Origin of the sequence: Amycolatopsis sp. cg13 (assembly GCF_041346965.1) — a bacterium.
Classification (GTDB): Bacteria; Actinomycetota; Actinomycetes; order Mycobacteriales; family Pseudonocardiaceae; genus Amycolatopsis.
Genome location: NZ_CP166848.1, coordinates 1,507,406 through 1,523,631 on the forward strand (window position 1 = coordinate 1,507,406; position 16,226 = coordinate 1,523,631).

Genomic DNA, 16,226 nt, shown 5'->3' on the forward strand with positions numbered 1-16,226 from the left:
GTCATTCCTCCGTTGCCGGGGCGAACACCGGGAGCGTCTGCTCCCCGCGCCGCACGAAGCGGACCTCGACCGGCATGCCGATCTCGATCGCGTCCGGTTCCGCTTCGATCTGGGTGAACAGCTGGTAACCCTCCGCCAGTTCGACGAACCCGACCGTGTAAGGCACGAGCGCCGCCCACACCGGCGTCGGACCGCGCGTGATCGTGCTGTAGGACCACACCGTGCCGCGCCCCTGGGACTGCTCCCAGCCGAGCGAGCGGGCGGAGCAGTGCGGACAGTACGAGTGCGCGGGCCACACGACCTCGCCGCACGAACCGCAGCGCTGGTAAGTGAGCCGTTCCTCGCCGAGCGCCGACCAGTACGGTTCGGCATCCGGCAGCCGGTAGGGCTGCGGCCAGTCCTCGCTCATCACGGCCTCCCAGCTTCGTTGCCGGACAACACCATCACACCCGCCGCGGCGAGCATTCCGCCCGCGCCTTGCACCAGCACTGTGCGCGGTTTCCGCTTTGGCGCCAGCCCCAGCGCGGTCCCCCGCAACTGCCGGACCGCCTCGACCAGACTGTCCATGTTGCACGAGATCCCCGGCTGCCCGAAGGAAAGCCAGCCGCCGTTGGTGTCGGTCGGCAGGTCGCCGTCGACCCCGGTGCGGCCCTCGCGGTACACGTCGATGCCGTGACCCTTCTTCGCGAAACCCAGGTCCTCCATGATGATCGGGCCCATGTGCGCGAAGTTGACGGACAGCTGCAGCATGTCCACATCGGACGGAGTGAGCCCGGATCGGGTGAACGCCTGGCGGGCGGCCTCGACCGTCGCGGTGTGCGTGAGGTTCGGGAACTCGCCCAGCCCGGCGAACCGGCCCGACCTCATGTTCATCCGGTCGGTGAGGTACTCGTGCGTCGTCGCCGAACCGTAGCCGTGCACCCAGACCGGGTCGCGCGCTTCCTTCGCGCGCTCCGGGGAGGTGACTACGAGCGCGCCGCCGGTGCCACCGCCCCAGGTGGAGCACATCCACCGGCGCAGCGGCGTGGCGACGTACGGCGACGACAGCACCTTCTCGCGGTCGATCTCGCCGTGCTTGCGCTTCGCCGCGTGCGGATGCTGCGCACCCCATCGCTGGTTGGCGATGGCGACGTCGGCGAGGTCTTCCTCGGTCAGCCCGTATTCGTGGAAGTACCGGCACGCGGCCTGCCCGTACAGAGACGGAATGGTCGGGCCGTACGGCACTTCGTATTGCGGGTCCGAATCGGCCTCCGAACCCATCGCCACCGCGTCCACGAACAACTCGGTCGCATCGCTCTGCACGCACAGCACATACTCCGCCGCGCCCGCCGCGATCATCTGCGACGCCACCGCGATGGTCGACGTCAGCCCGGCTCCGTGCAGCGTGATCTCGCTGTTGAGCGTCACCGGCATCTGCAGATGGGAGATGAAGATGTTGCTCCACTGGGACCGCTTGTCCGCCCACGGCGAGCGACCGGTGAACACCGCGTCCACCTGGTGCTTGCCGATCCCGGCGTCGGCCAGCGCGGCCATCGTCGCCTCGGTGGCCAGCTGCAGCGGGTCTTTCCGGTCGGCCTTCGACGCGTACGCGTCGCCCATCCCGACGATCGCGGCGACCGGTTCGCCGGCGCTCACTTCTTCTCCGGCTGCTTCTCCGTCGGCAGGGACGCCGCCAGCAGCGCTTCGAGGTCCTCGCGGCGGCGCAGCATCAGCAGGCTCCACTCGCTGCGCTGCACCACGTAGCCGTCCTGGTTGAGCGCCTTCATCAGGAAGGTGGTGACGCCGTACTTGCCGTCCTTTTCCTTCTTCGCGGTGACCTCGGCGGTCACGTAGATCGTGTCGTCGATCGCGACCGGCTTGAGGTAGCGCAGGTTGTCGATCCCGTAGTTCGCCTGGATCGACGGGCCGAACTGGATCAGCCCGGTCATGATCGAGTACGTCAGCGACCCCTGCACCAGCCGCTTCCCGAACCGGGTCTGCTCCGCGTAGTGCTTGTTGGAGTGGATCTCGATCCAGTTGCCGGTCAGCGCGCAGTAGTTGACGACGTCGGCCTCGGTGATCGTCCGCCCGCCGGTACGGAAGACCTGGCCGACCTCCAGCTCGTCGTAGGGCATGTCGATGCGGTTGTTGATCCCCATTGATCTTCTCTCCTCGGGAAAACGGGCGGGTCAGGCGGGCAGGCGCATCGACTTCGCGATGATGGTGCGCTGGATCTGGGAGGTGCCGCCGCCGATCGTCGACTGGATGCTTTCGCGCAGGTAGCGCTCCATGTCGCCCTCGGGCAGGTTCGCGTAGCCGCCCAGGATCTGCATGCCGTCGAGCGCGCACTGCTTCAGGGTTTCCGAGCCGTACAGCTTGGCCATCGACGTCTCGCGGGCGGCCGGCAGGTTGTCCGCCTTCATCTGCGCCGCGCGGTAGCACAGCAGGCGAGCGGCGTCGACGCGCGTCTGGTTCTCCGCCAGCATGTGCTTGAGCACCTGGAAATCGCGGATCGGCTTGCCGAACTGGGTGCGCTGGTGGGCGTACCGGTTGGCGTTGCTGACCGCCTCCTGCGCGTTGCCGGTGTAGGCCGCGGCGACCGCGCAGCGTTCCAGCTCCAGGTGCTCGGTGATGATCTTCCAGCCCTGGCCGACCTCGCCGAGCAGCGCGTCCGCGGGCACCCGGACCTCGTCGAGGAAGATCTCGGTCGTGCCGGTGGCGTGCCGGGACAGCGTGGGCAGCTTGCGGATGTCCAGGCCCGGGGTGTCGTTCGGGATCAGCAGCACGGACAGGCCGTTGTGCTTGTCGTTCTTGTCGGTGCGGACGAGCATCGCGATGACGGTGTCCTTCGCCGCCGCACCGCTGCACCACAGCTTCGAGCCGCTGACGATCCAGTCGCCGTTCTCGTCTTGGCGCGCGTGGGTCTTGGTGTTGGCCGCGTCCGAACCGGCGTCCGGCTCGGAGATCGAGACGGAGAACCGGATCTCGCCGTCGATGAACGGCTTGACGTAGCGGGCTTTCTGCTCCGCGGTGCCGTACTTGATGATGTTCATCGCGGTGAACGTGGGCACCAGCACCGAGCAGGCGAAGTCGAAGCCGAACTTGCCGAGCCCCTCGGCCATCAGGGAGTAGTCGAAGATGTCCCCGCCGGAGCCGCCCTCGGACTCCGGGATCAGGATGCCGAGCCAGCCCTGCTTCGCGATCTTGTCATACGCCTCGTACGGGTACTGCCGTTCGAAGTCGCAGTTCCGGACATACTCGACGGTGATTTCGTTGTCCATGAAGTCGTTGACGGTCTTCAGCCATTCCGCCTGCGATTCGTTGAGGAAATTCGCGCACATTTTCTCGTACTCCCATCGCGGTTTCCATCAGGTTAATGCGGCCGGACCGGAAAGCCAATTGACGGTTCCCGAAGGCGAGATTCGGGATTTCCGAACCCGGCGCGCAGGGCCGCGGCCTCCGCAGCGGAAAAGCCCCAGTCGGCCAGCGCCTCCTCCGCGTGCTCTCCCGGCGCGGCAGGCGGCCGCTGGATCGCCCCGGGCGTGCGGCTGAACCGCGGCGCGGGACCGGGCTGCACGACGCCGTCGACCTCGACGAACGTGCCTCGGGCCCGCAGATGCGGATGGTGCGGAGCCTCCGCCATCGACAGCACCGGCGCGAGGCACACGTCCTGCCCTTCGGCGAGCGCGCACCACTCGCTACGCGTCTTCGTCCGGAACACCTCGGCGAAGCGCTTTTTCATTTCCGGCCAGCGCTGCCGGTCGTGCTGACCGGGCAGTTCGTCCTCGGCGAGCCCGAGCATCCGCAGGGTGTTGCGCCAGAAACGGGTCTCGTTCGCGGCGAGGCTGATCCAGCCGCCGTCCTGGGTCTCGTAGACCTGGTACCAGGGCGCGCCGGAATCGAGCCGGTTCGTGCCGCGCTCGTCGGTCCAGTAGCCCGCCGCCCGGAAGCCGTAGAAGGCAGTCATCAGCGACGCCGAACCGTCCACCATTGCGGCGTCCACCACCTGCCCCTTGCCTGAACTGCGACTTTCCAGCAGCGCGGACACCACCCCGAGAGCCAGGTACAGCGACCCGCCGCCGAAGTCGCCGGTCAGGTTCAGCGGGATGACGGGCGGTCCTCCCGCCTCGCCGATCGAGTGCACGACGCCGGTCAGGGACACGTAGTTGACGTCATGGCCCGCGGCCGCGGCCAGCGGCCCGTCCTGGCCCCAGCCGGTCATCCGGCCGTACACCAGTGCCGGGTTCGCGGCCAGGCACTCGTCCGGCCCGAGCCCCAGCTTCTCCGCGACGCCGGGACGGAACCCCTCGACCAGCGCGTCGGCCCGCTCGACCATCCGCAGCACGGCGGCAACCGCATCCGGGTTCTTGAGATCCAGCGGCACGCCCCGGCGGCCCCGGTTCATCAGCTCGAATCGGGGTTCGATCGGCGCGCCGCCGTCGTAGCCGGGCGGGCGTTCGACGCGCAGCACCTCGGCGCCGAGATCAGCCAGCAGCATGCAGGCGAACGGCGTCGGCCCGACCCCGCCAAGTTCGACGATCCGCACGCCCTTGAGCGGTCCGGAGTGCGTGTCTTCCATCCTCGCGACGCTACGCGCGCGCGGGGCGGAAACCTATTTCGCAAACCCGAAGCCGCGCTTCGGGAACTCCGAATTGATTACCCCGAACGGCCTGCATACGCTACGGCGACCCCGCTCGGGGCTCAATTTTGATCACATTTCCCGGTCCGCCGCACCCCATTCGGAGAGGGGCGTTCAATGACGACGCCGAAATCCCCGTCCGCACCGGAACCCGCCGCCTGCGCCCGATCCGGCCGCCGCGCCGTCGTGGCGAGCATGGTCGGCACCACCGTCGAGTACTACGACTTCCTGGTCTACGGGGTCGCCGCCTCGCTGGTCTTCGGAAAACTGTTCTTCCCGCAGGTCGACCCCGCCGCCGGGGTCCTGCTGTCGCTGTCGACGTTCGCGATCGCCTTCGTGATGCGCCCGATCGGCGCCGCGATCTTCGGCAACCTCGGCGACCGCGTCGGCCGCAAACGCGTCCTGTTCCTGACCATGATGCTGATGGGCGTGGGCACTTTCGCGATCGGCCTGCTGCCGACCTACCACACGATCGGCATCCTCGCACCCATCCTGCTCGTGCTCTGCCGCTTGGTCCAAGGCCTCGCCCTCGGCGGCGAACAAGCCGGCGGCTTCGTGATGAGCGTGGAAAGCTCCGGCGACAAACGCCGCGGCCTGGCCGGTGCGTTCGTCAACTCCGGTGCCGGCTGGGGCTTGCTGCTCGCGAACCTGCTGTTCCTGGTGCTGAACGAACTCCCCGGCGACGCCTTCCTCACCTGGGGCTGGCGCATCCCGTTCCTGCTGAGCGCGGTCCTGGTGCTGGTCGGCCTGTACATCCGGGTCAAGCTCGACGAAAGCCCCGAGTTCGTCCGCGTGGAGAACGCGCAGGCGGTCAAGCGGGTCCCGCTCGCGGACGCGGTCAAGCGCGGCTGGCGCCCGATGATCCTGGTGATGCTGTGCTGCCTCGGCACGCACGTCAATTTCTATGTCGTCACGGTGTATTCGCTGACCTACGGCACGTCGGTGCTGCACCAGCCGAAGACGACGCTGCTGTCGATGCTGCTCATCGTGACCGCGATGTACATGTTCTCGACCCCGCTGTTCGGATTGCTGGCCGACCGGTTCGGCCGCAAGCAGGTGTTCGTGGTGTCAGCGATCGCCCTGGTGCTGACCCCGTTCGCGTTCTACCCGCTGCTGGGCAGCGGCAGCTACCTGCCGATGGTCGCCGGTTTCGTGCTGCTGTTCATGGCCGTAAGCGCGAACTCCGCCGCCGAGCCGACGTTCTTCGCGCTCGCCTTCCCGCCTTCGATCCGCTACAGCGCGCTGGCGGTGTCCTACGGCCTTGGCGCGGTGCTGGGCGGCTCGTTCGCACCGTTGATCTCGGCGGCGTTGTTCAAGTCGAGCGGCAGTTGGACGACGGTGGCGATCTACAACGGCGGGGCGGCACTGATTTCCGTTGTCGCCGGGTTGCTGCTGCGGGAACTTCCCCGGCTGAGCACGAAAACGTCAACCGCACAGTCCGGCTCCGCCGCTCAGGCTGTCTGACCGGCGTACGCGGTGCCTGGCTGGCCGAGGAACCGGACAGCCAGGCACCCGGGTCTGGTCTAGATCGCCGTCGCAGGCAATCAAGGCTGGCGGAAAGCTGAAACCCGGACACCGGACTTTCGCCATCCCGAATCACCGCTTTCGAAATTTCGCATTGCTCGCGAAGAAACAGCTGTTTAGGTTGCTCGCATGTCCCCCAGCAGAAATCCCGCCACCGGCCCGACGCACTCCGCGCCCGCCCGCCCGCCGTCCGTCCTCTGCGGCAGCATGGCTTGCGGCGGCGGCACGGCAATGGACTCCTGATGGTCGCCGTCACGCGCGCCGGCGCGGTCGGAGTGCTGGAGCTGAACCGGCCGGGCAAGTTCAATGCCCTGCGCCGCACCGATTTCGCCGAGATAGCAGCCGGGCTGGACGAGTTCGAGCGGCCGGGATCCGGGGTGCGGGCCGTTCTGCTGTGCGCGAGCGGCGACCACTTCTGCACCGGCGGGGATCTCGCCGAAGCCAAGACGATGCTCGGCGATTCCCCCGCGCTGGAACGATTCCTGCGGCTCGCGCACGCCACGCTGGCCCGGCTGGCGAACAGCCCGCTCCCGGTCGTGGCCGCCTGCCAAGGTTTGGTCCTGGCCGGCGGACTGGAGCTGATCCTCTGCTGCGATGTGGTCTTCGCCGCCGACAACGCCCGCTTCGGCGACCAGCACGTGCAGTACGGGCTGGTCCCGGCGTGGGGCGCGACCCAGCGACTCCCCCGCGTCGTCGGGCCGAACCGCGCACTGGACCTGATGTATTCCGGACGCCGGATCGACGCCCGGACCGCGGCGCAGTGGGGTTTGGCCAGCTACGTAGTGCCCGCCGCCGAACTGGCCGCAGCGGCGCGCGGATACTGCGAAACACTCGCCACGCGCAGCAGGCCCGCTCTGACCGCGATGAAGAGCCTCTGCCGCACAGCCTTGGACGAACCGCTCGGAAGCGGGCTGCGGCTTGAACGCGAAGCCGTCGTGCGGGCGATGGCCGGGCCCGACCCGGCCGAGGGCATCGCTGCTTTCGAGGCCCGGCGGGCGCCCCGGTTCGCTGGTTGACCCGTCGATGCCCGCACCAGGAAGGGAATCCGCATGACCAACGTTCTCGTGCTCGGCGCGTCCGGACAGATCGCCTCGTGGGCGATCGGCATGCTGGCAGAGCAGGGTGCCGCGCTCACGCTGTTCGCCCGTGATAAGAGCCGCATCGACAACGTCCCCGATGAAGCGACGGTGATCGAGGGCGACGCGAGAGACCGCGCAGCACTCGCGAAAGCGGTGCGCGGGCAAGACATCGTCTACGCGAACCTCGCCGGTGCCATCGACGAGCAGGCGCGGGCCATCGTCGCGGTCATGGAAGCCGAGGGCGTCAATCGCCTCGTCTTCGTGACCGCGCTGGGCATCTACCAGGAAGTCCCCGGCGCGTTCGGCCGTTGGAACCGCACCACCATCGGGGCCGCCACACTGGACACCTACGCGGCGGCATCCGACGCGATCGAAGCCTCGTCGCTGGATTACACGGTGCTGCGCCCAGCCTGGCTCTCCGACACCGACGAGGTCTCCTACGAGGTCACCCGGCGCGACGAACCGTTCAAGGGCACCACAGTGTCGCGCAAGAGCGTCGCAGCGCTCGTCGCCGACATCGTGGCCCATCCGGAGAAGCACGTTCGCGAGAACCTCGGCGTCGACAAGCCGGGCACCGACGGCGACCGGCCGGTCTGGTAGCGGTTTCGGCGGCCCCGGCCGGCACAGCGCGGCAAAGTAGTTAGGCACCTGATAGTATGGTGGCTATGGATGCGATGCTCGGACCGAGGCAAGGACTGCTGCTGCGTCGTCTCGACGGCAGCGGGCAAGCGGAGTTCGCGATGGGCCTGCTGGCGACAGCGCGCCGGATCGACGACGCCTACAACGAACTGCTCGTCCGGCACGACCTGTCGGGCGGCCGTTTCGCCGCTCTTCTCGCGGTGGGCGAGGCGCCGGGGATCACGCCCGCACGACTGTCCGAGGAGTTGGAAGTCAAGCGGGCGACCGTCACCGGCCTGATCGACGGACTCGTCAAGCGCGGGTTCGTCGTCCGCGGCAGCGACGAGGCCGACCGCCGGGTGCAGACCTTGACGATCACACCGGACGGCGAACAGCGCGTAAAGGACGTTCTCCCGCTCGTGGAGCAATGGCTGCGCGGCCTGACGTCCGGCATCGAGGGCACCGGCCGCAAGACCGCCTGGCGGCTGCTGTCGCGCATCCACGACAACCTCGGCGAGAGCGCGGGCGATTGACCCGCCGCGCTCTCGGCTTTCAAGCAAAGGTGTTACGAACATGGACTGGGTTGCTTTCCGGGACGCCGCCCGGCGCGGCATGCAGCCGGGCAAACCGTTCCAGGACCCGCTCAAGCTGACGCGGGTCGCGGTCGGCATGCTGATCGCGACGGTCGTCGGATATCTCCTGCACGACCCGGAGCAGCAGCTGCTGGTCGTCGTGGGCGCGTTCCTGGGCACGATCGCCGCGGTCATGCCGCACAACCGGTCCCGCATCGCCGCGACGCTCGCGACCAGCGCCGCGCAGATCGCCGCCGCCGGGCTCGGGGTGCTGGTTTCCGGGAACTGGGCGCTGATCCTGGCGGCTGTCTTCGTGCTGTTCCTGGTTTCCGGGCTCCTGCGCGCCGTCGCGATCGGAATCAGCATGCGCCTGACGGTCGTCACCATTGTCTTCTTGGCATTCGCCGAGATCTCGGCGAAGCTGACGGCGAGCGCGGGCCAGGTCGTCGCGTTCTTCGCCGTGGGGTTCGCGATCATGAACCTCGCACAGCTGCTTCCCCCGTACGAGTCGCAGCACTCGGCGCAGCGCGGTGCCGTCGCGGGCTTCTACCGGGCGATCGCGTCCGGCCGCGCCGGGGACTCCGCTCTCCTGGCTGCCGACCGAAGCCTGGCATTGCTGCGGTGGAGCAGCCACCACGAGCTCGACCGGCTCACGCAGCTGGTGGTACGCGGCGAGGAAATCGGGCAATTGATGCGCGCGCTCGGCAATCGCGCGGACGACGAATCGGCCCGTTGGCAGGAGGCCTCGGCTCGCCAGCTGGTCGCCATCGCTTCAGCGGTTTCGCGTACCCGTACCGGCGGCTCTCCTCTCGCGGTCGCGTGGCCGGGTGAGCCGAGCAGCGAACTCCAGCGCGCCGTGGCACGTGCGGTGGACGCCGCGACTCGGCTCGCCGCGGGCGAGCAGGTTGCCCCTGCCTCCGACGAGCGGCACACGCCGAGTTCCTTCGAACTGATCGCGGACGAGCTGCGCTGGGGCTCTCCGATCCTGCACCACGCGCTGCGGCTGGCGATCGTCTGCGTCGTCGCGCAGGTCGCCGGCATGGCGGTGGGCTCCTGGCTGGGATCGGCGGCTTTCCTTGCCGGGCACGGTTTCTGGGTGGTCGTCGCGGCGGCGCTGATCGTGTTCCCGGACTACGGCTCCACCTTCGCGCGCGGCATCGGACGTTCGCTCGGCACCGTCGCGGGCGCGGTCGCCGGCGTGGCGCTGTCCTTCTTGCCCTACGTTCCGGCTCTGCACGCCGTCGTGCTGCTCCTGCTGTTCTGCGGTTACCTGGCGTTCCGCAGCTGCGGTCAGCCGTACACGATGTTCTGGGTGGTCGCCTGGATCGGCTCGCTGACTCCCGGCCCGCTCGGCGCGACCACTCGCGGCCTCGACACGATCATCGGCTGCCTGCTCGCGTTCGCCGCCTATCTCCTCGCTCCCACGTGGCACCGGCGCCTGCTCACCGAGCGGCTCGCCGAGTGGGCGGAGGCGACCGCGCGGCAGATCGACGCACTTGTGCTCCTCTGGGCGGCGGACGACGAGATGCACCGGCTCGCAGCCGGTCACGCAGTGGTGCGCACCCGACTGACTGCGCTGGAGTTCACCGCGGCGGCCCGCGGCGCCCGTCTCGAACCTCGCGACCGGCACGGCCGCTGGGAAAACGACGCCCTCGACCCGGCCGTCGACGCGGTGACGAGCGTACGGCGACAGATCGCGGCCCTCTCCGCGCTCGCTCCCGCCTGGAACGCCGAGGAACGCACAGCAGTCACGTCCCGCGTCGAGGCTGCCTCGCGCGACCTCGACGCCATCGCACGGGCCCCAGTGAGCGCCGCGCAGCCAGGCGACGCGGAAGGAACGACCTCCGAGGACACCACCGCGGCGCTCGGACGGCTGCGCGACGCCGTCGCCGCCCTGGAGACGCTCGCCGCGGCACAGACCCCGGCGCGCTGACCTGACGGACGACTTCGATCAGACATCTGAAGACAGGAAAGGAAACGGACATCATGTGGCAAGGCCGCTACGACAGCCTGTTCATCGGCGGCGACTGGGTCGCCCCGTCCACGGGCGAGAAGCTGACCGTGCTCTCCCCCTACACCGAAAAGCCCATCGCGACGGTGCCCATGGGCGTCGAAGCCGACATCGACCGGGCCGTCGCGGCAGCCCGCGAAGCCTTCGACAAGGGCCCATGGCCGCGGATGTCGCTGGCCGAGCGCTCGGCTGTCATGCGCAGGCTCAGCGCCGAGATGCAGGCGAACGAAGCGACGATGGCCGAGCTCGTGTCCGCGGAGATGGGCACGCCGATCCAGCATTCGGTGCCCATCCAGGCCCGGCGTCCCCGGCTGATCGTCGACCAGATGACGGAACTCGCCCAGAGCTACCCGTTCGAGGAAATCCGAGAGGCCCCGTCCGGCCGTGCCCTCGTGCACCGCCGTCCCGCCGGCGTGCTCGGCGCGATCGTTCCGTGGAACGCACCCCATCTGATCACCGTCATGAAGCTCGCCCCGGCGCTGCTGGCCGGATGCACCGTGGTGGTCAAGTCCGCTCCCGACGCACCCTTGAACCAGTATCTCTTCGCGGAGATGGCCCAGAAGGCAGGTCTGCCCGCGGGCGTGCTGAACATCGTGTCCGGGGACCGGCCTGCCAGCGAGCACCTGGTTTCCCATCCGGGGGTCGACACGATCTCCTTCACCGGTTCGACCGGCGTGGGCAAGAGCATCGCCGCGGTATGCGCCGGGCTGCTGCGCCCCGTCACCCTCGAGCTCGGCGGCAAGTCCGCCTCCGTGCTGCTCGACGACGTCGACGTGGAGTCGACCGTCGACACCGTGCTGCACGCGGCGCTGCGCAGCAACGGCGAGGTCTGCACCGCCAAAACGAGGATCGTGCTTCCCCGAAACGTCTCCGGCCGATTCGTCGACGCACTGGCGGCGAAGATCAGCGCGCTCAAGATCGGCGATCCGCTCGACCCGGAGGTCTACTTCGGCCCCCTCGTGAGCGCGGCGCACCGTGAACGCGTCGAGGGCATGATCGCCGCGGCGGTGCGCGAAGGAGCCGTGCCGATCGTCGGCGGCGGCCGTCCGAAGGGGCTGGACACCGGCTGGTTCGTGGAGCCGACCGTCTTCATCGGCGTCGCTCCGTCGATGCACATCGCCCAGGAGGAGGTCTTCGGTCCGGTGGTCTCGGTGCTCGAGTACGACACCGAGGAAGAGGCGCTGGCGATCGCCAACGACTCCCGCTACGGCCTCAGCGGCGCGGTGTTCTCCGCCGATCCGATGCGCGCCGCGAAGTTCGCCGCCCGCATGGAGACCGGCATGACCGAGGTCAACGGATGCCCGGCCGGGCTCGCCGCGCCGTTCGGCGGAGTGAAGGACAGCGGGCTCGGTTACGAACTGGGTCTCGAAGGGTTCGACGAGTTCGTCGAGATCAACAGCATCGGCATTCCCGCGGACCTGCCCTGGCCCGCCCGCTGAGCACACCCGATCGAAGAGACAGGAGACATCCGATGAGAGCGGCCGTCATGGTCGAGGTGGGCAAGCCTCTCGAGATCCGCGAGATCGAGCTCGACGAGCCGATGCCGCGCGAGGTCGTGGTCAAGGTCAAGGCCAGCGGGCTGTGCCACAGCGACCTCCACACGATGAACACGGACTTCGGGTGGCCGCTGCCGCTGGTCCTCGGCCACGAGGTCGCCGGCGTCGTGGAATCGACCGGCGCGGACGTCACCGGAGTGAAGGCGGGCGATCACGTCGTCGCCAACCTGATCTCGAGCTGCGGCGCCTGCGCCGACTGCGTGCTCGGTGTCCCGACGAACTGCGCCAACCCCGGCGCGATCCGGCGCGGACCGAACGAGCGGCCGCGGTATTCGCTGGACGGCAGGACCGTCACCCAGATCGGCGACATCGGCGGCTTCGCGGAAAAGATCCTGGTGCACGAGCGCAATCTCGTCCCGGTCGACAAGGCCCTCCCCTTCGACCGGGCAGCGCTGCTCGGCTGCGGCGTCATCACCGGCGTCGGGGCCGTCAAGAACGCCGCCCGGGTGAAGTTCGGGGACACCGTCGCCGTGATCGGCTGCGGCGGGGTCGGCCTCAACGTCGTGCAAGGAGCCGCGATCTCCGGGGCGAGCCACGTGATCGCGATCGACCTCCAGCCGGCCAAGCTCGAACTCGCCCGCACCTTCGGCGCCACCGAGGTCGTCAACCCGGCCGAAGAGGCCGATCTCGCCGACCGCGTCCGGGAAATCGTCGGCAAGGGCGGTGTCGACTACGCCTTCGAGGTCGTCGGGCTGCCGCAGACCGTTCGGCAGGCGACCGACATCACCGGCCGCGGCGGTTCGACGTACGTCGTCGGCAAGATGAAGCCGGGGACCGGGGCCGCGCTCACTGCCGATGACTTGCTGCGCGGCAACAAGAAACTGAGCGGAGTGTTCATGGGCGCGACCGTGGCGGAGATCGACATCCCGCTCTACGCGCGGCTCTACCGGCAAGGCAGGCTGAACCTGGACGACCTCGTCTCCGAGACAATCACGCTGGACCAGGTCAACGACGGATACGCGAAGCTCGGGAAAGGCGAAACCGCGCGCAGCGTCGTGGTCTTCGACTGAACCCCGCCGCGGCCGTCAGACCTCCTGGCCGTCGAGTGGCCGCCGCCAGACGAGGACCACGACTGCTCCGGCGAGGATCGCGGCGGTGAGCGCGAACGGGACCGGAATGAAAGGGTCCACCAGGACCAGCAGCCCGGCCAACGGCAGGACGGCGTTGACGACCCGGTCGGCGTGCGGCCGGATCGCGAGAGCCCAGATGCCGAGCACGAAGACCGCGAGCGGAACAGTGTAGGCGAAAGACGCGCCGGGCTGATGCAGCGCACTGTGTCCGGTGAGGACGTCGATCTCGACCTCGATGCCGGCGGAAAACGCTCCCGCGGCGGCGAAGATGAAGAAGTGCCCGTACCCGTAGGCCAGCGAACTCGCGAAACCCTTGATGGCGCGGTGATGCGGCGGCCAGAAGTAGATCCACCACAGCGCCGCCGTCGCGACGAGAGTCAGCACGGCGATGCCGACGAGTTCTCCGGGCGATTCGGTGTCGCGAAGGGCTTCGATGATCGCGTTGGCAGAGGCGAGCAGGCTTTCGCCGAGGAGGATGAGCGTGAACAAGCCGTACCGTTCGGTGATGTGATGCGGGTGCCAGGGCGTGGACCCGGTGCGCTCGGCGACGATCGGCACGGCGACTTCCGCGACGACGAGCACGATCAGCGCGACCGTGAACATCCCGGCCGGAAGCAGCAGCGAAGCCAGCCACAGCAGCTGGACCAGGGTGATGCCCGCCGCGTAGATGAGCGTCGCCCGGCGCGCGGGCCCGCCTGATCGCGACGCGCGCAGCCACTGGGCCACGAGCGCGAAGCGCATCACGACGTAGGCGAGGATCAGCACCGAATAGTCGCCGTGCTCGAACGCCGGACCGATGCCGGAGGCGAGGACGAGCACGCCGCCCATCTGCACGATCGTGAAGACCCGGTACAGCCAGTCGTCGGTGTCGAACGAGGTGGCGAACCAGGTGAAGTTCATCCAGGCCCACCAGATCCCGAAGAACACGACGCAGTAGTTGCCGATCCCGTCGAGCACGTGCCCCTCGCCGAGCGCATGGTGCAACTGCGCGGCGGCGATGCTCACGGCGACCACGAAGACGAGGTCGAAGAACAGCTCCAAGGTGGACGCGGCGCGCCCGGCTTCGTCCGGGTCGCGCGGGCGCATCGGGACGAGCCGGAATCGGGAGTCGGGCGTCATGGCATGGATCTTCCTGCACGCTAGCGGTATACGCAGTCCTCGAGCGTGTTGCGGGTGGGCGGCAGCCCGCGCCTCGCGAGCGAGGCGGGCCAGCAGGTGCCGGCCGCCAAGGGCTTCGACCTCCCCGAACCGCCGCGCGCGGAGACCCCGCGGCGAGCCTCCGCGCGCGGCGCGAACTCGAATTGCTGCTCACCACTCGGCTGCTGGCGGTGGTGCCGCGCCAGTACGCCAATGTCGAAGCGGTTCAGGGCAGCGGTGACATCGCTCCGCTCGCCGGCGCGCTGCTCGGCCTCGCCGGGGTTGATCTCACCGGCCATCACTTCAATCGCACCGCGATGGCACCAAGGTCGTCCTTGCTAGAACGGAGGCTATCGGAGGCCGCGTCGACGACAGCGTGCTCGACGCCCCGGGCAGACCGGAACCGGCGGCGCCCAGCCGGTCCACCAGTCCCCGCTGGGCAACCTTTCCCAGTTCAAGACCATCACCCAAGACACGCTGACCAAGCTGAACTCCGACGACCAGTCCGGCGCGACCAGCCGCGTCGACGACCTCGAAACCGGCTGGGACGACGCCGAAGCCCGGCTCAAACCCAAAAACCAAGCTGCCTGGACGACCGTCGACGGCAAGATCGACACCGTTTTCCGCCAGTTGCGCGCGACCAGTCCCAACCCCGCGACCGAAAAAGCCGCGCTCAACGATCTGCTCTCCGCACTCGGATAGCTTCGACTGGCTCGTGCCGGTTCACCCGCGCGAGCCAGACCGGGAGGACTGCTTGCCGAGGCATCGGCGCGTTGCTCTCGCTCGACCTCAGTGTTCCGTCGTCGGCGATCGGCCTGCGGCGAGAAGGTCGTCGTCTCCGCTCCGAAACCTTGCTTCCGCCAACCAGGCCGCTCGCTTCTCAGGGTTCTCACAGCGGCTCTCGTGGAGGGTGCGCGATGGCCCGTTCGTCGTGAACGGGCCGATTCCGCGACGCGTTTGGAGCCGCTGACGTGCTGGTTGCCGCGATATCTTCCCCTGTCTTCGCCGGTGACCTGGCGTTTTCGTTCTGAGCGGGGGCTCGTCATGGCACGCACGCGGGTGTATCGCCACGGAGTGCTCGCAGCCGAGGGGATCCCGGTCGCGGACGTCTCCGACTACCTCGCCGACCCCGAAACGACGGTGTGGCTGGACTTCTGCGCTCCCACCGAGGAAGACCTTGCAGCCATCAGCGAAGAACTCGGCCTGCACCCCCTCGCGGTCGAAGACGCCGTGCACGAACATCAACGCGCGAAGCTCGACCGGTACGACTCCCACGCCTTCCTGACCGCCTATTCGGCCGCGCTCGACGCCGACGGAACACTGCTCGTATCGGAACTCGCGGCCTTCATCACCGGCCAGGCCCTGGTCACCGTCCGCAAGAACGAGAACTTCCCCATCGACGCCGTCGTCGCCCGCTGGGACTCCGCGGCGGACCTGGCCAAAAACGGCGTCGGATTCCTGCTGCACGGGCTGCTCGACCACATCGTCGACGGCCACTTCGAGGTCGTGCAATCACTCGACGAACAGATCGAGGAACTCGAAGACCTCGTCTTCGACGAACGTCCCCGCTACGCCGACATGCAACGGCGTTCATTCGCTCTACGCAAAAGCCTTGTGCGGATCCGCCGCGTCGTGCTCCCGATGCGCGAAGTCGTCAACACCGTCATGCGACGCGACATGCACCTCGTCGACGCCGAACTGCAGCCCTACTTCCAGGACATCTACGACCACGTCTTGCGCGCCTCGGAATGGACAGAGTCGCTGCGCGACCTGGTCACCACGATCCGGGAGACGCAGCTGAACATCCAGGGCAACCGCCTCAACACGATCATGAAGAAAGTCACCAGCTGGGCGGCCATCATCGCCATCCCGACCGCCGTCACCGGCTTCTACGGCCAAAACGTGCCCTACCCCGGTTTCCAGACCACAGCCGGATTCTGGACGTCCACGCTGGTGATCATCATTCTTTCCGTCGGCCTCTACATTTCCTTCAAGAAACGCGATTGGCTTTAGCGGGGTCAACGCACCCGGCCGCCGATGT

15 protein-coding genes are annotated in these 16,226 nt (G+C 68.3%); 8 read left to right on the top strand and 7 right to left on the bottom strand.

What is annotated here, in order from left to right; genetic code table 11:
• Nucleotide 1: 1 nt before the first annotated feature.
• From AB5I40_RS06660 to AB5I40_RS06680, 5 genes are read right to left on the bottom strand one after another with little or no spacing between them, the layout of a single operon-like run.
• A complete protein-coding gene (locus tag AB5I40_RS06660; RefSeq protein WP_370937533.1) occupies nucleotides 2–409 on the bottom strand; it encodes a Zn-ribbon domain-containing OB-fold protein in 408 nt (135 codons plus the stop codon).
• Nucleotides 409–1,635: a thiolase family protein gene (locus AB5I40_RS06665; protein ID WP_370937534.1), complete on the bottom strand. Its 1,227-nt coding sequence runs from the start codon at nucleotides 1,633–1,635 to the stop codon at nucleotides 409–411. The genes AB5I40_RS06660 and AB5I40_RS06665 overlap by 1 nt, the downstream gene beginning before the upstream one ends.
• Nucleotides 1,632–2,138, bottom strand: coding sequence for a MaoC/PaaZ C-terminal domain-containing protein (locus AB5I40_RS06670; RefSeq protein ID WP_370937535.1), 507 nt, complete (start codon nucleotides 2,136–2,138; stop codon nucleotides 1,632–1,634). The genes AB5I40_RS06665 and AB5I40_RS06670 overlap by 4 nt, the downstream gene beginning before the upstream one ends.
• Nucleotides 2,139–2,168: 30 nt before the next feature.
• Nucleotides 2,169–3,320, bottom strand: a complete 1,152-nt coding sequence (locus tag AB5I40_RS06675; RefSeq protein ID WP_370937536.1) for an acyl-CoA dehydrogenase family protein — start codon at nucleotides 3,318–3,320, stop codon at nucleotides 2,169–2,171.
• A 32-nt stretch (nucleotides 3,321–3,352) separates the two neighbouring features.
• Complete coding sequence (locus AB5I40_RS06680) at nucleotides 3,353–4,558, bottom strand: CaiB/BaiF CoA transferase family protein (protein ID WP_370937537.1); 1,206 nt, start codon at nucleotides 4,556–4,558, stop codon at nucleotides 3,353–3,355.
• A gap of 177 nt (nucleotides 4,559–4,735) precedes the next feature.
• Here AB5I40_RS06680 and AB5I40_RS06685 point away from each other — a divergent pair, with 177 nt between their 5' ends.
• The 7 genes from AB5I40_RS06685 to AB5I40_RS06715 all read left to right on the top strand — a co-directional run bounded on the left by AB5I40_RS06685 (nucleotide 4,736) and on the right by AB5I40_RS06715 (nucleotide 12,988).
• Complete coding sequence (locus tag AB5I40_RS06685) at nucleotides 4,736–6,082, top strand: MFS transporter (protein ID WP_370937538.1); 1,347 nt, start codon at nucleotides 4,736–4,738, stop codon at nucleotides 6,080–6,082.
• Nucleotides 6,083–6,384: 302 nt separating this feature from the next.
• The gene (locus tag AB5I40_RS06690) at nucleotides 6,385–7,158 is read left to right on the top strand and encodes an enoyl-CoA hydratase/isomerase family protein (protein ID WP_370937539.1); all 774 of its coding nucleotides are present in this window, start codon (nucleotides 6,385–6,387) and stop codon (nucleotides 7,156–7,158) included.
• Between the two features lie 33 nt (nucleotides 7,159–7,191).
• Nucleotides 7,192–7,821, top strand: a complete 630-nt coding sequence (locus AB5I40_RS06695; RefSeq protein ID WP_370937540.1) for an NAD(P)H-binding protein — start codon at nucleotides 7,192–7,194, stop codon at nucleotides 7,819–7,821.
• A 65-nt stretch (nucleotides 7,822–7,886) separates the two neighbouring features.
• Nucleotides 7,887–8,372, top strand: coding sequence for a MarR family winged helix-turn-helix transcriptional regulator (locus AB5I40_RS06700; protein ID WP_370937541.1), 486 nt, complete (start codon nucleotides 7,887–7,889; stop codon nucleotides 8,370–8,372).
• Nucleotides 8,373–8,412: 40 nt separating this feature from the next.
• Nucleotides 8,413–10,344, top strand: coding sequence for an FUSC family protein (locus AB5I40_RS06705; protein WP_370937542.1), 1,932 nt, complete (start codon nucleotides 8,413–8,415; stop codon nucleotides 10,342–10,344).
• Nucleotides 10,345–10,397: 53 nt separating this feature from the next.
• Nucleotides 10,398–11,861: an aldehyde dehydrogenase gene (locus AB5I40_RS06710; protein ID WP_370937543.1), complete on the top strand. Its 1,464-nt coding sequence runs from the start codon at nucleotides 10,398–10,400 to the stop codon at nucleotides 11,859–11,861.
• Nucleotides 11,862–11,893: 32 nt separating this feature from the next.
• The gene (locus AB5I40_RS06715) at nucleotides 11,894–12,988 is read left to right on the top strand and encodes a Zn-dependent alcohol dehydrogenase (protein WP_370937544.1); all 1,095 of its coding nucleotides are present in this window, start codon (nucleotides 11,894–11,896) and stop codon (nucleotides 12,986–12,988) included.
• 15 nt (nucleotides 12,989–13,003) lie between these two features.
• Here the strand turns inward: AB5I40_RS06715 and AB5I40_RS06720 are convergent, their stop codons facing one another.
• Complete coding sequence (locus AB5I40_RS06720; protein ID WP_370937545.1) at nucleotides 13,004–14,167, bottom strand: low temperature requirement protein A; 1,164 nt, start codon at nucleotides 14,165–14,167, stop codon at nucleotides 13,004–13,006.
• Nucleotides 14,168–14,187: 20 nt separating this feature from the next.
• Nucleotides 14,188–14,484 (bottom strand): hypothetical protein, encoded by a 297-nt coding sequence (locus tag AB5I40_RS06725; protein WP_370937546.1) that lies wholly within the window; start codon nucleotides 14,482–14,484, stop codon nucleotides 14,188–14,190.
• Nucleotides 14,485–15,229: 745 nt separating this feature from the next.
• Here AB5I40_RS06725 and AB5I40_RS06730 point away from each other — a divergent pair.
• Nucleotides 15,230–16,198, top strand: a complete 969-nt coding sequence (locus tag AB5I40_RS06730; RefSeq protein ID WP_370937547.1) for a magnesium transporter CorA family protein — start codon at nucleotides 15,230–15,232, stop codon at nucleotides 16,196–16,198.
• The last annotated feature ends 28 nt before the right edge of the window (nucleotides 16,199–16,226 follow it).